The sequence below is a fragment of the Gordonia sp. (in: high G+C Gram-positive bacteria) genome (assembly GCF_047600385.1).
GTDB lineage: Bacteria > Actinomycetota > Actinomycetes > Mycobacteriales > Mycobacteriaceae > Gordonia.
Genome location: NZ_JASGKZ010000001.1, coordinates 2,262,982 through 2,281,728, shown reverse-complemented (window position 1 = coordinate 2,281,728; position 18,747 = coordinate 2,262,982). Strand labels below are relative to the sequence as shown.

The 18,747-nt window shown below is 69.7% G+C and carries 16 protein-coding genes, 3 tRNA genes and 1 pseudogene; 8 read left to right on the top strand and 12 right to left on the bottom strand.

Annotated features, from left to right (window positions below; translation table 11 throughout):
- Positions 1-28 precede the first annotated feature (28 nt).
- From QM809_RS10100 to QM809_RS10090, 3 genes and pseudogenes are all read left to right on the top strand, one after another.
- Entirely contained in the window at positions 29-2,224 is a 2,196-nt protein-coding gene (locus QM809_RS10100) for an RNA degradosome polyphosphate kinase (protein WP_415045646.1), read from the top strand.
- Positions 2,221-2,466, top strand: a pseudogene (locus tag QM809_RS10095) (NUDIX domain-containing protein); the annotation flags it as partial. The gene QM809_RS10100 and the pseudogene QM809_RS10095, both read left to right, overlap by 4 nt.
- Before the next feature lie 136 nt (positions 2,467-2,602).
- On the top strand, positions 2,603-3,142 hold the full coding sequence (locus QM809_RS10090) for a SixA phosphatase family protein (protein WP_415045645.1): 540 nt from the start codon (positions 2,603-2,605) through the stop codon (positions 3,140-3,142).
- A gap of 351 nt (positions 3,143-3,493) precedes the next feature.
- Here QM809_RS10090 and QM809_RS10085 read toward each other — a convergent pair whose 3' ends face one another.
- The 3 genes from QM809_RS10085 to leuC all read right to left on the bottom strand — a co-directional run bounded on the left by QM809_RS10085 (position 3,494) and on the right by leuC (position 6,470).
- A complete protein-coding gene (locus QM809_RS10085; RefSeq protein ID WP_415045644.1) occupies positions 3,494-4,261 on the bottom strand; it encodes an HU family DNA-binding protein in 768 nt (255 codons plus the stop codon).
- 151 nt (positions 4,262-4,412) lie between these two features.
- Positions 4,413-5,003 (bottom strand): 3-isopropylmalate dehydratase small subunit, encoded by a 591-nt coding sequence (leuD, locus tag QM809_RS10080; protein ID WP_415045643.1) that lies wholly within the window; start codon positions 5,001-5,003, stop codon positions 4,413-4,415.
- A 24-nt stretch (positions 5,004-5,027) separates the two neighbouring features.
- The gene (leuC, locus tag QM809_RS10075; protein ID WP_415045642.1) at positions 5,028-6,470 is read right to left on the bottom strand and encodes a 3-isopropylmalate dehydratase large subunit; all 1,443 of its coding nucleotides are present in this window, start codon (positions 6,468-6,470) and stop codon (positions 5,028-5,030) included.
- A gap of 97 nt (positions 6,471-6,567) precedes the next feature.
- Between leuC and QM809_RS10070 the strand changes: the two genes are divergently transcribed.
- Both QM809_RS10070 and QM809_RS10065 read left to right on the top strand, forming a co-directional pair.
- A complete protein-coding gene (locus tag QM809_RS10070) occupies positions 6,568-7,269 on the top strand; it encodes an IclR family transcriptional regulator (protein WP_415045641.1) in 702 nt (233 codons plus the stop codon).
- Positions 7,270-7,360: 91 nt separating this feature from the next.
- Complete coding sequence (locus QM809_RS10065) at positions 7,361-7,879, top strand: pyridoxamine 5'-phosphate oxidase family protein (protein WP_415045640.1); 519 nt, start codon at positions 7,361-7,363, stop codon at positions 7,877-7,879.
- A 191-nt stretch (positions 7,880-8,070) separates the two neighbouring features.
- On the opposite strand, the gene QM809_RS10060 is transcribed toward QM809_RS10065, so the two are convergent.
- From QM809_RS10060 to gltX, 7 genes are all read right to left on the bottom strand, one after another.
- Positions 8,071-8,748 carry a TetR/AcrR family transcriptional regulator gene (locus QM809_RS10060; RefSeq protein WP_415045639.1) on the bottom strand — a complete coding sequence of 226 codons (678 nt, stop codon included), beginning with the start codon at positions 8,746-8,748 and terminating at the stop codon, positions 8,071-8,073.
- A 95-nt stretch (positions 8,749-8,843) separates the two neighbouring features.
- A complete protein-coding gene (locus QM809_RS10055) occupies positions 8,844-10,001 on the bottom strand; it encodes an oxygenase MpaB family protein (RefSeq protein WP_415045638.1) in 1,158 nt (385 codons plus the stop codon).
- A 369-nt stretch (positions 10,002-10,370) separates the two neighbouring features.
- Positions 10,371-11,591: an oxygenase MpaB family protein gene (locus tag QM809_RS10050; protein ID WP_415045637.1), complete on the bottom strand. Its 1,221-nt coding sequence runs from the start codon at positions 11,589-11,591 to the stop codon at positions 10,371-10,373.
- Between the two features lie 692 nt (positions 11,592-12,283).
- Positions 12,284-12,356: transfer RNA gene (locus QM809_RS10045), tRNA-Glu, on the bottom strand.
- A 31-nt stretch (positions 12,357-12,387) separates the two neighbouring features.
- Positions 12,388-12,463 (bottom strand) — tRNA-Glu (locus QM809_RS10040).
- Between the two features lie 47 nt (positions 12,464-12,510).
- A tRNA-Gln gene (locus QM809_RS10035) sits at positions 12,511-12,582 on the bottom strand.
- A 184-nt stretch (positions 12,583-12,766) separates the two neighbouring features.
- Entirely contained in the window at positions 12,767-14,239 is a 1,473-nt protein-coding gene (gene gltX / locus QM809_RS10030) for a glutamate--tRNA ligase (RefSeq protein WP_415045636.1), read from the bottom strand.
- A 103-nt stretch (positions 14,240-14,342) separates the two neighbouring features.
- On the opposite strand from gltX, the gene QM809_RS10025 reads away from it, so the two are divergent.
- The gene (locus tag QM809_RS10025) at positions 14,343-14,702 is read left to right on the top strand and encodes a GntR family transcriptional regulator (RefSeq protein ID WP_415045635.1); all 360 of its coding nucleotides are present in this window, start codon (positions 14,343-14,345) and stop codon (positions 14,700-14,702) included.
- Positions 14,689-15,753 carry a DUF1648 domain-containing protein gene (locus tag QM809_RS10020; RefSeq protein ID WP_415045634.1) on the top strand — a complete coding sequence of 355 codons (1,065 nt, stop codon included), beginning with the start codon at positions 14,689-14,691 and terminating at the stop codon, positions 15,751-15,753. Before QM809_RS10025 ends, QM809_RS10020 begins: the two co-directional genes overlap by 14 nt.
- Here the strand turns inward: QM809_RS10020 and QM809_RS10015 are convergent.
- Together QM809_RS10015 and QM809_RS10010 are read right to left on the bottom strand one after the other, a co-directional pair.
- Positions 15,694-16,572 (bottom strand): alpha/beta fold hydrolase, encoded by an 879-nt coding sequence (locus QM809_RS10015; RefSeq protein WP_415045633.1) that lies wholly within the window; start codon positions 16,570-16,572, stop codon positions 15,694-15,696. The two genes, QM809_RS10020 and QM809_RS10015, sit on opposite strands and share 60 nt — an antisense overlap.
- Positions 16,569-17,339, bottom strand: coding sequence for a fumarylacetoacetate hydrolase family protein (locus tag QM809_RS10010; protein ID WP_415045632.1), 771 nt, complete (start codon positions 17,337-17,339; stop codon positions 16,569-16,571). Before QM809_RS10010 ends, QM809_RS10015 begins: the two co-directional genes overlap by 4 nt.
- Before the next feature lie 140 nt (positions 17,340-17,479).
- Here QM809_RS10010 and QM809_RS10005 point away from each other — a divergent pair, with 140 nt between their 5' ends.
- Positions 17,480-18,709: an MFS transporter gene (locus QM809_RS10005; RefSeq protein WP_415045631.1), complete on the top strand. Its 1,230-nt coding sequence runs from the start codon at positions 17,480-17,482 to the stop codon at positions 18,707-18,709.
- The last annotated feature ends 38 nt before the right edge of the window (positions 18,710-18,747 follow it).

Sequence of the window (18,747 nt, the reverse complement as noted above, 5' to 3'; positions counted from 1 at the left end):
AACCCCGACGATAGGGAACAATGGTGTCGTGACCGCCACGGACGAGACCACCGAAGACGGCAGCACGGCGCTGCCACACGCCCTGCCCGCCGAAACCGTCGTCCCTGATGAATCGGCCGACCTCCCCGCCGAACGCTATTTCAACCGTGAGCTGAGCTGGCTCGATTTCAACTCGCGTGTCCTGGCGCTGGCCGAGGACACCTCGGCGCCGCTGCTGGAACGCGCGAAGTTCCTCGCGATCTTCGCCTCGAACCTCGACGAGTTCTTCATGGTGCGGGTGGCCGGACTCAAGCGCCGCGACGAGACCGGTCTGTCGGTCCGGTCGGCCGACGGCCGCTCCCCGCGCGAACAGCTGCAGATGATCGCCGCGCGCACCCAGAAGATCGCCGACCGGCACGCCCGGGTGTTCCTCGACTCGGTGAACCCCGAACTGGCCGCGGCCAACGTCCGGGTCTGCGACTGGCGCAACCTCACCCCGCGCCAGCACACCCGGCTGCGCGAGTACTTCCACAACGAGCTGTTCCCGATCCTCACCCCGCTGGCGGTGGACCCGGCGCATCCGTTCCCGTACATCAGCGGCCTCTCGCTGAATCTCGCGGTGACCGTGCGGGACGAGAGCGAGGGCGAGCACTTCGCCCGCGTGAAGGTCCCGAACAACATCCCGCGCTTCATCCGGGTGGACAAGCTGATCCCCGACGACGAGCCCGCGGGTCCCGACGGCCACCGCCCGGCGATCTTCCTCCCGCTGGAGAAGCTGATCGCGGCCAACCTGGAGTTCCTGTTCCCGGGGATGCACGTGGTGGAGCACCACGTGTTCCGCGTGACCCGCAACGCCGACTTCGAGGTCGACGAGGACCGCGACGAGGACCTGCTGCAGGCCCTCGAACGCGAACTCGCCCGACGCCGCTTCGGTCCGCCGGTCCGCCTCGAGGTGGCCGACGACATGAGCGAGCACATGCTGGAGCTGCTGCTCCGCGAACTCGACGTGCATCCGGCCGACGTGATCCAGGTGCCCGGCCTGCTGGACCTGACCGCGCTGTTCGAGGTGTACGGCGTCGACCGGCCCGGCCTCAAGGAGCGCCCGTTCGTCCCGAAGACCCATCCGGCGTTCGGCGAACGCGAGACCCCCCGGAACATCTTCCAGGCCCTGCAAGAGGGCGACGTGCTGGTCCAGCACCCGTACGACTCGTTCTCCACCAGCGTCCAGCGTTTCATCGAGCAGGCCGCGGCCGACCCCAAGGTGCTGGCCATCAAGCAGACGCTGTACCGCACCTCCGGCGACTCCGGCGACTCGCCGATCGTCAACGCGCTGATCGATGCGGCCGCCGCCGGCAAGCAGGTGGTGGCCCTGGTGGAGCTCAAGGCCCGGTTCGACGAGCAGGCCAACATCCGTTGGGCCCGCAAGCTCGAGAAGGCGGGCGTGCACGTGGTGTACGGCCTGGTCGGCCTCAAGACGCACTGCAAGACGTGCCTGGTGGTCCGCCGCGAGGGTTCGACGATCCGCCGCTACTGCCACATCGGCACCGGCAACTACAATCCGAAGACCGCGCGCCTGTACGAGGACGTGGGCCTGTTCACCGCGGCACCGGAGATCGGCGCCGACCTGACCGACCTCTTCAACACCCTGACCGGCTACTCCCGCAAGAAGGACTACCGGAACCTGCTGGTGGCGCCGCACGGCATCCGCACCGGGATCATCGAGCGGATCCAGGCCGAGGTCGCGGCGCGGCGGGCCGGGGACACCTCGGCTCGGGTGCAGCTCAAGGCCAACTCCCTGGTCGACGAGCAGATCATCGACGCCCTCTACCGTGCCTCGCAGGCCGGTGTCCCGGTGGACGTCTTCGTCCGCGGCATCTGCGCGCTGCGGCCGGGGGTGCCGGGTCTGAGCGAGAACATCACCGTGCGGTCGATCCTGGGGCAGTTCCTGGAGCACTCCCGGATCCTGGTCTTCGGTGCCGCCGAGGAGTACTGGATCGGCAGCGCGGACATGATGCACCGCAATCTGGACCGGCGCGTCGAGGCGATGGTGCAGGTACGTGATCGTCGGCTGGCGGCCGATCTGCAGGACATCTTCGACTCGGCCTTCGACCCGCGGACCCGCTGCTGGGAACTGCAGTCCGACGGCGCCTGGAACGCGCTGCCCGCGGCCGGGGAGCAGGTCCGGGACCACCAGCGTCAGATGATGATCCACCGGCGTCGTTATTCCGACGGATCGACGGCATGAGTGGCGGTTCCCGCACGGTGTGGGCCGCGGGCGGAGTGCTGTGGCGTCTCTCCGCCGGCGGCAAGGTCGAGGTGGCCGTCGTGCATCGGCCGCGGTACGGGGACTGGTCGCTGCCCAAGGGCAAGGCGCACGACGGCGAGCTGCTGGTGGCCACCGCCTACCGCGAGGTGCTGGAGGAGACCGGCTACTCGTCGGTCGTCGGACGCCATCTGAAGACGGTGGAGTACCGGCTGAAGAACGGCGCGCAGAAGAAGGTCGCGTACTGGTCGATGCGGATGACCACCGGCCGGTTCGCCGCGAATCGGGAGACCGACGACCTGCCAGTGGCTCACGCCCAAGGGCGCCTACCGGACCGTCTCCTACCCGGCCGACCGAGAGGTGCTGGAGGAGTTTCTCGCACACCCGGCCACCGATCTGCACCAGTTGGTCGTCGTCCGGCACGCGAAGGCCGGACGACGTGGCCGGTTCACCGGCGACGACGCCGATCGCCCGCTGGACGAGGAGGGCAGGCGGCAGGCGGAGGCGCTGGTCCCGCTGCTCGATCTGTACGGCGTGCACCGGCTGTCCGCCGCCGATCGGGTCCGCTGCCTGCAGACCTTCGAGCCGCTCGCCCAGCGGCTGCACACCGAGATCCAGCTCGAGAAGCTGCTCACCGAGGAGGCCTACGACGCCGATCCGGGGACGTCCTATGCGCGGCTGCTGGAGCTCGCCGCACCGTCGTCCGACGGCGTCCGCGCGGTGTGCAGCCAGGGCAAGGCGATCGCCCCGCTGCTGGAGCGCTGGGCCGACGACGACGGGGTGTCCCTGCCCTCGTCCCGCTACCGCAAGGGCAGCGTCTGGATCCTGACGCTCGACGGCCACCGACTGATCCAGGCCGATCACATCCCGAGCCCGCTCCCCGGCGGCCCCGACGACTGACCCGGCTCTCGCCGACGGCGCTTCGATCGCCGCCCGCCCCGCTTCTACGGACGACGCTTCGACCACCGCCCCCTGCACGTTCCACCGGTGACGGTTCGACCGCCGCTCCCCGCGCGTTCTGCCGCTGACGGTTCGACCTCCGCTCCCTGAGCCGGGGAGGAACGCAGTGACGATCCGAGTCGAAGGGTCTCACCGGGAACGACCGCCGAGGCCTCGACTCCGCTCGGCCGATGAGCAGGGCTCGCGGCCCTCGCCTGCGGTGCGGGGAGCGGTGCAGACGCGCAGGATCCCGAACCCGGCGGGCGGGTGCGGGATCCTGCGCTCTCCGGGCGTCTCGACGGAGACGCCCGACTATTCGGAGTCGGTCGCGGCAGCGGCCTCCGTCGCCTTCTCGCTCGCGGCTGCGGTCTTTCGCGCCGCCGCCTTGCGTGCTTCGGTCTTTCGCGCTTCGGTCTTCGTGGACCCGTTCTTCTTCGCCGCGGCCTTCCTGGCCGCGGTCTTCCCTGCCCCGCTCTTGCCTGCCCCGCTCTTGCCCGCCCCGCTCTTGCCCGCCCCGGTCTTCGTCGACCCGGTCTTCTTGGTCGCCGCCTTCTTGTCCCCGGTGGTCTTCTTCACCGTGCTCTTCTCCGGCGCAGACAACTCAGCCGCGGACGACTCAACGGCGGACGACTCGGTCGCAGACTGCTCGACCGCAGACGACTCGGCGGCGGGCTGCTCCGCGGCGATCGTCTCCGTCGCCGCCGGGGCCTCGACCTCGCCGGCACTCGCGGCGGTCTCCTCCACCGGCGCCGAACTTCTGCTGCTCGCGCGTTTGACCGCGGGTTCTCCCGCCTTCAACTCGCGCCGCCCCGCGATGATCTCCTTGAACTGCGCTCCCGGCCGGAACGCCGGCACCGAGGTCTCGTCCACCCGGACGGTCTCGCCGGTGCGTGGATTGCGGGCCACCCGAGGCGCGCGACGCCGCTTCTCGAACACCCCGAAACCGGTGATCGTGACGCTCTCCCCCTTGCTCACGGCGCGGACGATCGTGTCGACGATCGTCTCCACCGCGTCGGTGGCGGTCTTCCTGTCGGCACCGAGACGCTTGGTGAGCTCCTCGATGAGTTGAGCCTTGTTCATTGTTCCTCCGCGGATAGGTCAGCTGCCGGACCAGCTGGATCTCACGGTAAACGCGATTTCGCGAAAACGTGGGAGCAACAAGCGGATTCGTCTCAACGGGGGACGGCCGGACCTCCGTGGAACGGAGATCCGGCCGTCGTCGTCGAAGAACTCAGGGCAGGGTGCGCGGTTTGAACGCCGGGCGCCTCTTCTCGAACTCGGTGATCGCGTCGACCTCGCGGAGGGTCAGACCGATGTCGTCGAGCCCCTCCATCAGGCGCCAGCGGGTGTAGTCGTCGATCTGCAGCGGCACCACGAGGTCGCCTGCGGTGACGGTGCGCGTGGCCAGGTCCACGGTGAGCTCCAGGCCGGGTTCGGCCTCCAACCGCTTCCAGATCAGCTCGATGTCGCTCTGCTCCACCTGCGCCGCGACGAGCCCGGCCTTACCGGAGTTGCCGCGGAAGATGTCGGCGAACCGCGACGACAGCACCACGCGGAACCCGAAGTCCATGAGCGCCCAGACCGCGTGCTCACGCGACGAGCCGGTGCCGAAGTCGGGGCCGGCGACCAGCACGGACCCGTTGCTCCACGGCTCGTTGTTGAGGATGAAGTCGGGGTCGCCGCGCCACGACGCGAACAGTCCGTCCTCGAATCCGGTCCGGGTGACCCGCTTGAGATAGACGGCCGGGATGATCTGGTCGGTGTCGACGTTGCTGCGCTGCAGCGGAACGCCGATTCCGGTGTGCTTGACGATGGCTTCCATGATCGCTCTTTTCGGGTCGTCGGGTCAGGCCAGGTCGGCCGGGGAGGAGAGGCGGCCGCGGACCGCGGAGGCGGCGGCGACGGCCGGCGACACCAGGTGGGTGCGGCCGCCCTTGCCCTGGCGCCCCTCGAAGTTGCGGTTCGACGTCGACGCGCACCGGTCGCCCGGCGCGAGCTGGTCCGGGTTCATGCCCAGGCACATCGAGCAGCCCGCCATCCGCCATTCGGCGCCCGCGGCGGTGAAGATCTCACCCAGGCCCTCGTCCTCGGCCTGCGCGCGCACCTTCATCGACCCCGGCACCACGAGCATGCGGACGCCGTCGGCCACCTGACGGCCCTTCAGGACGTCGGCGACGGCCCGCAGGTCCTCGATCCGGCCGTTGGTGCACGATCCGACGAAGACGGTGTTGACCTCGACGTCGCGCAGCGGGGTGCCCGGCTTCAGGTCCATGTACTCCAGGGCGCGTTCGGCGGCCCGGGCCTCGGTCTCGTCCAGGATCTCGGCGGGGTCGGGCACGCTGGCGCCCAGCGGCAGGCCCTGTCCCGGGTTGGTGCCCCAGGTGACGAACGGGGTCAGTGCGGAGCCGTCGATGTAGACCTCGCGGTCGAAGACGGCGCCCTCGTCGGTGCGCAGACCGTCCCAGTACTCCACGGCGGCATCCCAGTCGGCGCCGGTCGGGGCGTGCGGGCGGCCCTTGAGGTAGTCGTAGGTCACCTGGTCCGGGGCCACCATGCCGGCGCGGGCCCCGGCCTCGATCGACATGTTGCACATGGTCATGCGCGCCTCCATCGAGAGCTTCTCGATGGCCGGGCCGCGGTACTCCAGCACGTGGCCCTGGCCGCCGCCGGTGCCGATCTCGGCGATGATCGCCAGGATCAGGTCCTTGCCGGTGACGCCCGGGGGCAGCTCGCCGTCGACGTTGATCGCCATGGTCTTGAAGGGCTTCAGCGAGAGCGTCTGGGTGGCCATCACGTGCTCCACCTCGGAGGTGCCGATGCCCATCGCGATGGAGCCGAAGGCGCCGTGGGTGGAGGTGTGGCTGTCGCCGCAGACCACCGTCATGCCCGGCTGGGTGAGCCCCAGCTGCGGGCCGACGACGTGCACGATGCCGTTGCCGTCGTCGCCCATCGGGTGCAGTTTGACGCCGAACTCCGCGCAGTTGCGCCGCAGCGTCTCCACCTGGAGCGCGGACACCTGGTCGGCGATCGGACTGAAGATGTCGACGGTGGGGACGTTGTGGTCCTCGGTGCCGAGCATCAGGTCGGGCCGCCGCAGCGACCGTCCGGCCACGCGGAGGCCGTCGAACGCCTGCGGGCTGGTGACCTCGTGGATCAGGTGCAGATCGATGTAGATCAGATCCGGACCGGCCTCGCCGTTCTCGTCGACCTTGCCCGGAACCACCACGTGGTCGTCCCAGACCTTCTCGGCCAGCGTGCGCGGCCGGCGGGTTGCGTTCAACTCAGTCATGAGCACACTCGACTTCCCCTTCGCCTGTTCGGATGGCTTCGGGGCTGTCGCCGATCCGGACTGGCAATCTCAATATGTGGACAGCTAATATCGCTGCATGGGAAATTCTAGCGGAATCGGCGTCTTAGACAAATCGGTGCTGGTCCTGCAGACGGTCGCCGAGCAGCCGTGCAACCTGGCCGAACTCACCGAGGGCACCGGACTCCCCCGCGCCACCGCGCACCGGCTCGCCGTCGGACTCGAAACGCACCGACTCCTCACCCGCGACGTGAACGGCCGGTGGATCCCCGGCCCCATGCTGTCTCGGCTGGCCGCGTCCGCGCACGACACCGCCCGCGATGCGGCCCTGGCCGTGCTGCCCGCACTCCAGGAGGTGACCGGCGAATCGGTGCAGCTGTACCGGCGGGAGGGCGCCGAACGCGTCTGCGTGGCCGCCGTCGAACCGCCCACCGGACTCCGCGACACCGTCCCGGTGGGCATGCGGCTGCCGATGACCGCGGGCTCGGCGGCCCGGGTGCTCGCCGCCTACTCCGATCCGGACACCCGTACGGGCCTGCTCGCCGACGCGGTCTTCACCGAGCGGTCCCTGGCCGAGGTGCGCAAGCGCGGCTGGGCGCAGAGCGCGGGCGAACGCGCCGACGGCGTCGCCAGTGTCTCGGCCCCGGTCCACGACCCGACCGGCCGGGTGATCGCCGCGGTGTCGGTGTCCGGGCCGATCGACCGGATGGGACGACGCCCCGGGGAACGCTGGGCCGCCGATCTGCTGGCCGCGGCGCAGCGGATCAGCGCCCGCCTGTAGACCCGGCGACGAGAGCCCCGCCCCGCACCGCCGCATCCCGCAGAGGGACGTGCGTCACACCGACCGGTCGCAGTCGGATACGTTGACGCACATGGGTAACAACCAACGCGACCAGATCGTCATGTCCGACGACGAGATCACCGACTTCCTGCACCGCAGCCGGACCGCCACCCTGGCCACGATCGGCCGCGACGGCCGACCGCACCTGGTGGCCATGTGGTACGGCGTCGTCGAGTCCGCAGCGGGACCGGTCCCGGAGATCTGGTTCGAGACCAAGTCCAAGTCGCAGAAGGCGGTCAATCTGCGCCGCGATCCGCGCGTGACCGTCCTCGTCGAGGACGGCCTCACCTACGACGAGCTCCGCGGCGTCTCGATCGAGGGCGACGCCGTCGTCTACGACGACGCCGAGCACTGCCTGGCGGCCGGGATCAACGTCTGGGAACGCTACAACGGCCCCTACAGCGAAGAACTCCGCCCGGCCGTCGAAGCCATGATGCACAAGCGTGTCGCCGTCCGCGTGGTGCCGCGGCGCGTCCGGTCGTGGGACCACCGCAAGCTGAACCTGCCGGACATGCCGCTCACCGGTTCCACCGCCGAATACCACGCCTGAGACGCCCTGACGCGGTCCGGGCCGTCGGCGCTCCGCCCGGACCGGCGCCGGCGGTCTCGATCCCGCCGCCGCGGCCGCGGGGTCACCGGCCCGGTGGAGCAGACGATCGACCGCGGTGGACTCCTCGGACACCGAGCCTCCCGGGACGCCGAGCCTCCCGAGACGAGGACGAGCGGATCGAGCCGCTCCGACTACTCGCGAGTGTCCGGAGCGGAGGGGGCGTCGTCGTCGGGGGCGACGGCGCTGCGCTGCTCGAACCGCCGCAGCACCGGCAGGACCAACCGCATGATCGTGTCGACGCTGTCGTCGAACGAGCCGGTCGGCATGATCGCATGGCTGATCGTGGCCCGGAGATACATGTCGACGTAGGCGCGCAGGTCCGCCGGATCGATGCCGACGTACACCTCGTCGACCAGTTCGGAGAGTTCGTCGGTCGCCCGCCGGAGCAACCGGGGACCGTGCTGCGTCACCAGCGGCAACACGGTGGCGGAGGCATCGTTGTTCGCGAGGATCGCCAGGATCAGCGGGCTCTCGCTCAACGACGAGAGGATCGTCGCGGTGGCTTCGCGCAGCGCCACCTCCGGATCGTCCGGATTGCGGTCACGGGCCTCCAGGCCGAGTTGGAAGATCCGATCGACTTCGGCGTCGACGTAGGCGTGCGCGAGCTGGTCCTTGGTGCCGAAGTACTTGTAGAGCGTCGGTTTGCTGATGCCGGTCCGCGCGGCGATGTCGGACATCCGGGTGCGCGCCCAGCCGCTCGTGCGCACCAGTTCGATCGTCGCCTGCATGGCGACGTCGTGCAGCAGCGCCCTGGTCTTGTCCGAGAAGGAGGTGTCGTGACGACCGGCCCTCGACCCGACATCGGTCACGCGCGCTCCTTGATCGTCGAAGACGGACAGTCGTCGTGCGGCCCCTCCCGACGGGATCGGGTGAGACCGCACGACCAGACTACCGAAGGACGTCGTCAGCGAGCACCGATGAGCTGCTCGGACTCCTCGAGACCCTCGTTGCTCGGGGCCTCGCCGAAGCCGAACACCCGCTCCTCCTGCATCTTCCGGAAGTCCAGGTGCGCCTGCGACGGATCGTCGAAGCCGTACTTGCGCTGAGCCTCCCGGGGAGTCATGGCGGTCTCGCTCTCGGCGGGGACGCCGATGATCGCGTGTCCGGCGACCTCCACCGACGACGGCACGACGATGCGGCCGAGAGCGAAGTACAGGCTCTTGTTGCGATCGATCGTGGTGAGGACGGTCTTCATGATCTGCCGGGACACCAGATCCATGACCGGGCTCTGCTTCTGGTCGAGCATGTTGCGGATGTAGTGCGGGTAGGTCGAGATGATCGAGCTGCGGATGAGGTACTTCACCACCGGGAGCACCGCCTCGAACCAGAACGGCAGGTCCTCGGGGAACACCGCGCCGCCCTCCAGGATGTGCGCGGTGATGGTCTGGGCGTTCTCCGACGCGGCCAGGCGGGGACGCCAGTCCTCGAAGTAGGCCGCGACGGCCTCCCGGGTCCGCGGAACCGCATCGGGATCGGCGGTGGTCAGCTCGGCCGCACGCGCACACTCCGCCCAGTACTGCAGCTCCTCGGCCTCGCTCAGGCGCCCTGGGCCGAAGACCTCGTAGCAGTACAGGATCGAGTGCCACGCCGTCATGTGGATCCACAGCTGCGACTCGGGCTTGTTGGCGTCGTAACGTCCGCCGGTCACCGGATCGACGCCGATCGCCTTGGAGTGCACGCGGACCAGGACGTCGGCGGCCTTGGCGGCCGGGTAGGTGGCGCCGAAGGCGGCGAGCGAGAAGTACCGCATGGTGCGCTCGTACCGCGTGCGGGTCCGCGAACGGACGTCACCGGTGCCCTCGACCGCGGCGTTCAGATTCGGATCGAGCTGCTCGATGGTGACCGACCGGGCGAAGCCGGCGATGATCGAACTCGGGTACGACCACACCTTCCAGCTCACGCTGCCGGGACCGAAGAAACCGTTGTCGGCGGCGGCCGGTATGGCGCCGGCCAGTTTGGCGCGCGACTCCTCGATGTCCTCGGGCAGGAACAGGCGCAGAGTCGACGGCACCTTCGCCAGCGCGCCGGGCACCTTCGTCAGGGTCTCGATCGGTGAAAACATCTCTCTACTTCTTTCCGCGGACGGCAAAGATCCGCACTGATCGCTGAGGGGGCTGGTCCGCCGCGCGGATGCACGACCACGAGGGATACTAGAATCCCGTGAACGTCATCGTTGTTAACGAACTTGGAGAAACCGTAAACGAATCAATCATCGATGGCAAGGTTTCCGGAGGATCGTGGTCGGCAGGCCCCCGTCCCGGAGGGAAGAAGAACGCTCCCCTCCGACGAGAAGAGACCCCCTCACCAGAGGTGAGAGGGTCTCTTCATCGGTATCGGCCCGGTCGCGGCCATCGGGGTCCGCGGAGTGCCGGACGTCGTCGTGCGGCTCCGATCACCGGGAGCGAGGCAGGGGCGCCCCGGCGGGCACGGGTCAGCGGGCGCCGATGAGCTGCTCGGACTCCTCGAGTCCTTCGTTGCTCGGAGCCTGGCCCAGACCGAAGACGCGTTCGGCCTGCATCCGGCGGAAGTCCTCGTGCGCCTCCGACGGATCGTCGAATCCGTACTTGCGCTGCGCCTCGCGCGGAGTCATGGTGACCTGCTCCTCGGCGGGCAGACCGATCAGCGCGTGACCGGCGACCTCCATCGTGGTCGGCACCATGACGTCGCCGAGGGCCACGTACAGGTTGATGTTGTCGTTCACCATCTGCAGGACGGCCTTCATCACCCGACGGACGACGACGTCGGTCACCCCGCTCTGCTTCTGGTCGAGCATGTTGCGGATGTAGTGCGGGTAGGTCGAGACGATCGCCGCACGGATCAGCTGGACGAGCGCCGGCTGCACGAAGGCGAACCAGCCCGGAACGTCGTCGGGGAAGATGCAGCCGCTGCGCAGGATGTGGTCGGTGATGGTCTGCGCGTTCTCCGACGCGGCCAGCCGCGGCCGCCACTCCTCGAAGTAGGCGATGACGTCCTCCCGCGTCCGCGGCACCTCGGCCGGGTCCACGGTGGTGAGCTCGGCGGCGCGGGCGCACTCCGCCCAGTACTGCAGCTCCTCGGCCTCGCTCAGACGTCCCGGCCCGAAGACCTCGTAGCAGTACAGGATCGAGTGCCACGCGGTCATGTGGATCCACAGCTGCGAGTACGGGTTGTTGGCGTCGTAGTGGCCGCCGGTCACCGGGTCGACGCCGATCGCCTTGGAGTGCACGCGGACCAGCACGTCGGCGGCCTTGGCCGCCGGGTAGCTGGCCCCGAAGGCGGCCAGAGCGAAGTACCGCATGGTGCGCTCGTACCGGGTGCGCGTGCGGGCGCGGACGTCACCGGTGCCCTCGACGGCCGCGTTCAGGTTCGGGTCGAGCTGCTCGATGGTCACCGCGCGGGCGAAGCCCACCACGATGGAACTCGGGTACGACCACACCTTCCAGGTGACGCTGCCCGGGCCGAAGAATCCGTCGTCGAGGGCCGGCGGGATGTCCACGCTCAGGTTCTCCCGTGCGGCCTCGCCGTCGGTCGGCAGCAGCATACGCAGGACCGACGGCGCCTTCGTCAGCGCGCCAGAGACCCGGGTGATCACACCCGGCAGTTCGGTGACCGCATTGGAGATCCCGACCAGTGCATCGGGGACGTCGGCGAGGATCTTCATCGGTGAAAACATCGTTCTCTCTTCTCTACGCGGAAGTGACGGGGCCGATCCGCCCGACCAGAACGAGACACTTGGCAAATGATGCTTCAAGGTCATCCAGCTTGACGGATTACTAAGCAATGTAAACCGTGCCACCAGTCGTTGACAAGCTCCGTGGAGAGGGCCGCTCCGAACAGGCGCCCCACCTGCGACGACATGCCGTTCACGCCCCTGTGCATCCGGCGCTCCGCGACCCCCTCAGGCGGCGCCTCCCCACCCTTCACGGCCGCCCTCAGACGAGGCCCCTCCGATCCCCGAGCCGGAGCGGAACGCAGTGACGAGCCGAGTCGAAGGGGTCTCACCGAGAACGATCGCTTCAGACCCTTCGACACGCAGGCTCGCTGCGCTCGCGTGCGGCTCAGGGGGCGGAGGAATCACTCGGCGGGAACGGGTGAAGCGAGTACCGATGACGAGCGCTCACCGAACCGAGGACGACGACCGGATCCGGGGCTCCCGACGGGACTCCGTCGCTTCACACGACGACGGGTATCCGTCCTCTACTCCACCCGACCGAGGACGACCACCGGATCCGGGGCTCCCGACGGGACTCCGTCGCTTCGCTCCTCCTCAAATCGCCCTGCAGGAAGTGAGTACCGATGAAGAGACCCCCTCCCCTCAACGAGAAGAGACCCCCTCACAAGAAAGTGAGGGGGTCTCTTCATCGGTACTCCCGACGGGATTTGAACCCGCGCTACCGCCTTGAGAGGGCGGCGTCCTAGGCCGCTAGACGACGGGAGCCTAAGAGATTCAGTTATCTCACGAACAGTCGTGGTAGCCCCGACGGGATTTGAACCCGCGCTACCGCCTTGAGAGGGCGGCGTCCTAGGCCGCTAGACGACGGGGCCCTAGAACAACTGTTCAGTTAAAGCGGATCACCGAGGTGAACGCTTTGCTGGGGTACCAGGACTCGAACCTAGAATGGCTGAACCAGAATCAGCTGTGTTGCCAATTACACCATACCCCATCGGCATGCCCAGGCGATTCACATCTCTGCGTCCCGCTCGGGCCGAAGAGAACATTAACCACTCACCGACCGGAAGCGCAAATCGGCTGGTCAGGACGGTGTCGAGCGAGTGAAGACCGCGGGATCGATGCCCTCGTTCACGACATCGATCCCGCAGCCCCCGACCAGGCCGCGCCGCGACGAGCTACTCCGCGGCGGCCGCGACCTCACGGGCCTGCGCGAGACGGCGCAGCGTCTTCTCCCGGCCCAGGATCTCCATCGACTCGAACAGCGGAGGGCTCACCGCCGCGCCCGTCACGCCCACGCGCACCGGACCGTAGGCCTTGCGCGGTTTGAGCTCCAGACCGTCGATCAGCGCCGCCTTGAGCGCCTCCTCGATCGCCGGGGTGGTCCACTCGCCGACGCCTTCGCAGGCGGCGATCGTGGCGTCCAGGACCGCCACGGCGTCGCTCTTGAGGTTCTTGGCGGCCGACTTCTCGTCGAACGTGAAATCGTCGTCGGAGACGTAGGCGAACCGGATCAGGTCCCAGGCGTCGCCGAGCACCTGGACGCGCGTCTGCACCAGGTCGGCGAGCGGACGGAAGACCGCGTCGTCGATCGGTTCGGCCAGCCTGCCGTGCTCGATCAGGTACGACCGCAGGCGACCGGCGAAGTCCTCCGGGGTCAGCCGTCGCAGGTGTTCGGCGTTGATCGCGTCGGCCTTGCGCTGATCGAATCGGGCCGGATTCGAGTTCACGTTGCGCACGTCGAAGGCGGCGATCATCTCGTCGAGGGTGAAGACGTCCTCGTCGCCGGACAGGCCCCAGCCCAGCAGCGCCAGGTAGTTGAGCAGGCCCTCGGGGATGAAACCGCGGTCCCGATGATGGAACAGGTTGCTCTCCGGATCGCGCTTGGAGAGCTTCTTGTTGCCCTCCCCCATCACGAACGGAAGATGACCGAACTCGGGCACCCGCTCGGCCACGCCCAACTCGATCAGCGCCCGGTACAGGGCGATCTGTCGCGGCGTGGAGGCGAGGAGATCCTCACCGCGCAGCACGTGTGTGATATTCATCATGGCGTCGTCCACCGGATTCACCAGCGTGTAGAGCGGGTCGCCGTTGCCGCGGGTGAGTGCGAAATCGGGCACCGTGCCGGCCTTGATGGTGGTCTCGCCGCGGACCAGGTCGGTCCAGGTGATGTCCTCGTCGGGCATCCGCAGCCGGATCACCGGTCTGCGCCCCTCGGCGACGTGCGCGGCGCGCTCCTCGTCGGTCAGGTCGCGGTCGTGGTTGTCGTAACCGAGCTTCGGGTCGCGGCCGGCGGCCCGATGGCGGGCCTCCACCTCCTCCGGCGTCGAGTAGGCCTCGTAGGCGAAGCCCGCCTCGACGAGGCGGTCGACGACGTCCAGGTGCAGCTGCTTGCGCTCGGACTGGCGGTACGGCCCGTGGGGTCCGCCCACCTCGGGCCCCTCGTCCCAGTCCAGGCCGAGCCAGCGGAGCGCGTCGAGGATGGCCGCGTAGCTCTCCTCGGAGTCGCGGGCGGCGTCGGTGTCCTCGATGCGGAAGACGAAGACGCCCCCGTCGTGGCGGGCCTGAGCGAAGTTGAACAGTGCGGTCCGGGCGAGGCCGACGTGCGGGGTTCCGGTGGGCGATGGACAGAAGCGAACACGGACAGTCATGCAGGTCAGCGTAGTGGAAGCGACCGGTCGCCCCGGCATCCGGGCAGGCCTCGACCACCGCCGAAAGTTTACATAGTTGTTCTAGATGAAATAGATTTATCTCATGCTGTTTCGTCTCCGCCCGGACAGCGCGGGCCCGATCTTCGCCCAGCTCGCCGACGCGGTGCGCGCCGAACTGTGCGCGGGCCGCCTGCACCCCGGCGACAAGCTGCCGCCGGCCCGCGAGGTGGCGGCCGGTCTGCACGTCAACGTGCACACCGTGCTGCGCGCCTACCAGGACCTCCGCGACGAGGGACTGCTGGAGCTCCGGCGCGGCCGCGGCGCCGTGATCACCGAGGCCGGCGAGCATCTGCGCTCCCTGAACGACGACGTCCGCGCGCTCACCGCGAAGGCGGCCGCCCTGCACATCGGTCCCGAAACCCTGTCCGCACTCGTGAAAGAGGCCTCGCATGACTTCCGATAGACCGGAGAATCCCACCCCGATGTCCGACGACGAGGTGGCTCGCCGCCGCCCGGTGACGGCATTCGTCGCGGTCGCCGTGGTGCTCCCCGTCGTGATCGTCGCCGTCGCCGTCGCCGTGCAGATCTCGCTGCTGGGTTCGCTGCCCGACGCCGTCGCCGTCCACTGGACCGCCGCGGGCGATCCCGACCGTTTCCTGCCCGCCTGGAGCTCGCCGCTGCTCACCGCGGTCCTCGGCCTGGCCGCGATCGCGCTGTCCGCCGGCCCCGCCGTGGCGCCGGTGCTCCGGGGCGACGCCGGAGCGGTCTACCGCCTGCTGGGCGGCACCTCGCTCGGCACCGCGATCCTGATCGCGATCGCCTTCACCGGGGGCGCCTGGTACCAGGCGGGCCCCGACGCGGACGCCGCGTCCGTGCCGATCGTCTCCGTCGTCGCCGTCGCCCTGCTCTCGGCCGTCGTGATCGGCGGCATCGCCGGGGCGCTGCTGCCTCGACCGCCGCGGTCTCCGCGCCCGGAGATCGTCGCCCCGCTGCCGCTCGACGACGACGAACAGGCCGTCTGGATCCGCACCACGACCGCCTCCCCCGGCGTGCTGGCGCTGTCCGTCGCCGGTTTCGCGATGGCGCTGGCGACCGTCTTCTACGCCTGGGCCGCCGGCGAGGGCACCGGCACGGTGCTCGGCGCGGCCGTGATCGCCGCGGTGATCGTGCTCGCCGCGGCGACGACCACGGCGTTCCGGATCACGGTCTCCCGAGACGGCCTGGAGGCGCGGTCGCTCGCCGGATTCCCGCGTCTGCGGGTGCCGCTGGACGAGATCGTCGAGGTCCGGGTCGATCCCGCGATCCGGCCGATGAACGACTTCGGCGGCGTGGGTCTGCGGCAGAGCCGTCGACGCACCGGCGTGGTGCCGCGCGCGGGCGAGGGCATCCTGATCGACCGCACCGGCGACCGGGTGTTCGGCGTCGTCGTCGACGATGCGGTGATCGGCGGCGCCCTACTGGCCGCGCTGGTCGACCGCGCCCGTGCCGACCGAGCGAAGGAAGTCGAGCAGTAGCCCGTTGACCGCGTCCGGCCGCTCCAGGTAACCGAAGTGGCCGGCGCGCTCGACCTCCTCGTAACGCGCCCCCGGGATCGCCTCGGCCACCTCGCGCGCGAGGTGCACCGGCAGCGTCCGGTCGTCGGCGAATCCGACGACCATGGCGGGCACGGTGATCCCCCGGTAGGCGGCGAGCCGGTCCTCCTCGCGCTCGTGCAGGCCCAGCTGCGCCCGGATCCCGGGGCTGCGCGACTGTCCGCCGAAGCCGATGATGTCGAGCCAGTCGCGGGCATCACGATCGTTCGCCAGGGTGTGCGGCGAGAGGTTCATGTGCGCGGTGACGGCGGCGTAGTACTCGGTGGGCAGTTCAATGCCGCGGTCGTAGAGTGCGCGCTCGCCGACCGAGAAGGCCTCGAGCATGGGCGTGGACCGACCGTAGGTGCCCAGCATCGCGACGCCGCGCACCAGATCCGGGCGGGCCAGCGCCAGTTCCTGCGTGATCCGCGCGCCCAGGGAGGTCCCGACCACCAGTGCGGGCCCGGCGCCGAGATGCTCGATCAGGGCCGCGGTGTCGGCCACCATGTCGGCCAGGGCGAAGCCCTCGGCGCACTCGCTCGACGGCGCGACCCCGCGGTTGTCGAAGGTCACCACCCGGAAACCGGCCTTGAGCAGCGCGGGCTGCTGGTTGGCGTGCCAGACCCGGCCCGGGCTGCCGGTGCCCATCACCATCACCACGAGCGGAGCCGAGGCGCCCGCGGCGGGCCGGGCGTCGGTGTAGGAGATCGTGATGCCGTTCAGCTGCGCCGTCGTCGGACGCGCGGGCGTCGGGCGGCTCACTTGTCCACCACCGGGTTGGTCAGCGTGCCGATGCCCTCGACGGTCACCGACACGGTCTGGCCCGCCGTCATCGGGCCGATGCCCGCCGGGGTGCCGGTGAGGATCACATCGCCCGGGAGCAGCGTCATCACCCGCGAGATCCACTCCACGATCTCGCCGACGTCGTGCAGCATCCGCGAGGTGCGCGACGACTGCCGGGTCTCCCCGTCGAGCACGGTGTCGATCGCCAGGTCGCTCGGATCCAGCGAGGTCTCGATCCACGGCCCCAGCGGGCAGAAGGTGTCGTAGCCCTTGGCGCGGGTCCACTGGCCGTCGAGGGCCTGCTGATCCCGCGCGGTGACGTCGTTGGCCACGGTGTAGCCCAGGATCGCGCTCGCCGCCGCGGCCGCCCGGACGTCCTTGCAGGGCCGGCCGATCACGATCGCGAGCTCGCCCTCGTAATCGACCCGGTCCGACGACGGCGGGCGCACGATCGGCACACCCGGCCCGACGATCGACGTGTTGGGCTTGAGGAAGATGATCGGATCCTCGGGCGCCCGGCCACCCATCTCCTCGGCGTGGTCGGCGTAGTTCTTGCCGATGCAGATCACCTTGGACGCCAGGATCGGCGCGAGCAGCCGCGTCTGACTCAGCTGCCAGGTGCGGCCGGTGAACGTCGGCTGCCCGAAGGGATGCTCGGCGATCTCCCGCGCCACCTCGGCGCCCTCGTCACCCTCGATGGCGACGAAGGCCACCCCGTCCGTACTCGCGACACGCCCCAGTCTCATGCGGCCAGGTTAGCGCAGCCCTCCGCCGGACCGCCGACCGCCGGGTGTTCTATAATGTGAAACAGCAATCTCACTATTTGATATTCACTGTGTGGGCGGGACCGGGACGTCACCGCCTCGCCCACCGGAAGGAGGCCGCCGTGCGCACCACGGAGAACACCGTCGACGCCTCGGCGCTCTCGGCCCGCCGTCGCTGGTCCATCCTGGTCTGCGCCCTGATCGCGGCGATGACGGCGACCGCGGCGACCAGCGGATTCGCCTACGTGATCCCCGCGCTGCACGACGACGGGATGTCGCTGAGCACCGCGGCGACCCTGGCCGCCGTGCCGACGATCGGCATCACCGCGGCGATCATCGCGTGGGGATGGGCGCTCGACAGGTTCGGCGAACGCCGGATCCTGCTGCTGTCGATGGCGATCACCCTCGCAGGCACCGTCGGCGCGGCGGTCGCGGTGCACGCCGACGCCGGATACCGGGTGCTCGGTGCCGCGCTGCTGCTCGGCGGCATCGGCTCCGGCGCCGCGAACGGCGCGAGCGGACGGATCGTCGTCGGCTTCTTCCCGGCGGATCAGCGCGGCACCGCGATGGGCATCCGGCAGACGGCCCAGCCGCTGGGGATCGGCGTGCTGGCCCTGACCATGCCGATCCTGGCCTCCACCGCGGGCATCACCGCGGCGCTGTCCGTCCCGGCGGCGGTCACCGCCGTCGGACTGGCGGCCGTGTACTTCGGCGTCGTCGATCCGGAGCTGCCGCCGTCGTCGCTCGCCGCCGAGACGGGCAATCCCTACCGGTCGAGCGGATACCTGTGGCGGATCCACGCGTTCAGCGTGCTGCTGGTGATCGGGCAGTCGTTCCTGTGGACGTTCGTGCCCGCGTGGCTGATCATCGCCCTGGGGTGGTCGCCGTTCGGCGCCGGGATGCTGGTGACGGTCACCCAGGTCCTGGGCGCCGTGGGCCGGACGGCGGCCGGCCGCGTCTCGGACCTGTGGGGCTCGCGCATGCGGCCGATCCGGGTGATCGCGGCGGCGGCGGCGCTGAGCCTGGCCCTGCTCGCGCTGGCCGACCGGTTCGACAGCCCGACCGCACCGATCCTCATGCTGATCGCGTCGATCTTCACCGTGGCCGACAACGGTCTGGCGTTCACCGCCATCGCCGAGTCGGCCGGACCGTCGTGGAGCGGCCGGGCGCTGGGCGTGCAGAACACCGCCCAGTTCCTGGCGATCGCGGCGATCACCCCGGTCCTGGGCGCCGCGGTGGAACGGTTCGGCTACCCGACGGTGTTCGGGGCGGCGGCCGTCGCCCCGATCCTGGCGCTCCCGCTGATCCCCGGCGATCCGACGCCGCGCGAGGAACCGGTCCCCCGACGATGAACGCCCGGCGGGCACCCCGTCGGCCCCGGCGACGCCGC

What these genes read in the sequence shown, in the direction of transcription:
- QM809_RS10010 (WP_415045632.1), bottom strand. Translation starts at nt 17,339, where the DNA reads ATGAGACTGGGGCGTGTCGCGAGTACGGACGGGGTGGCCTTCGTCGCC.
- leuD (WP_415045643.1), bottom strand. Translation starts at nt 5,003, where the DNA reads ATGGAAGCCATCGTCAAGCACACCGGAATCGGCGTTCCGCTGCAGCGC.
- leuC (WP_415045642.1), bottom strand. Translation starts at nt 6,470, where the DNA reads ATGACTGAGTTGAACGCAACCCGCCGGCCGCGCACGCTGGCCGAGAAG.
- QM809_RS10020 (WP_415045634.1), top strand. Translation starts at nt 14,689, where the DNA reads ATGACTTCCGATAGACCGGAGAATCCCACCCCGATGTCCGACGACGAG.
- QM809_RS10065 (WP_415045640.1), top strand. Translation starts at nt 7,361, where the DNA reads ATGGGTAACAACCAACGCGACCAGATCGTCATGTCCGACGACGAGATC.
- QM809_RS10085 (WP_415045644.1), bottom strand. Translation starts at nt 4,261, where the DNA reads ATGAACAAGGCTCAACTCATCGAGGAGCTCACCAAGCGTCTCGGTGCC.
- QM809_RS10025 (WP_415045635.1), top strand. Translation starts at nt 14,343, where the DNA reads ATGCTGTTTCGTCTCCGCCCGGACAGCGCGGGCCCGATCTTCGCCCAG.
- QM809_RS10055 (WP_415045638.1), bottom strand. Translation starts at nt 10,001, where the DNA reads ATGTTTTCACCGATCGAGACCCTGACGAAGGTGCCCGGCGCGCTGGCG.
- gltX (WP_415045636.1), bottom strand. Translation starts at nt 14,239, where the DNA reads ATGACTGTCCGTGTTCGCTTCTGTCCATCGCCCACCGGAACCCCGCAC.
- QM809_RS10070 (WP_415045641.1), top strand. Translation starts at nt 6,568, where the DNA reads ATGGGAAATTCTAGCGGAATCGGCGTCTTAGACAAATCGGTGCTGGTC.
- QM809_RS10050 (WP_415045637.1), bottom strand. Translation starts at nt 11,591, where the DNA reads ATGTTTTCACCGATGAAGATCCTCGCCGACGTCCCCGATGCACTGGTC.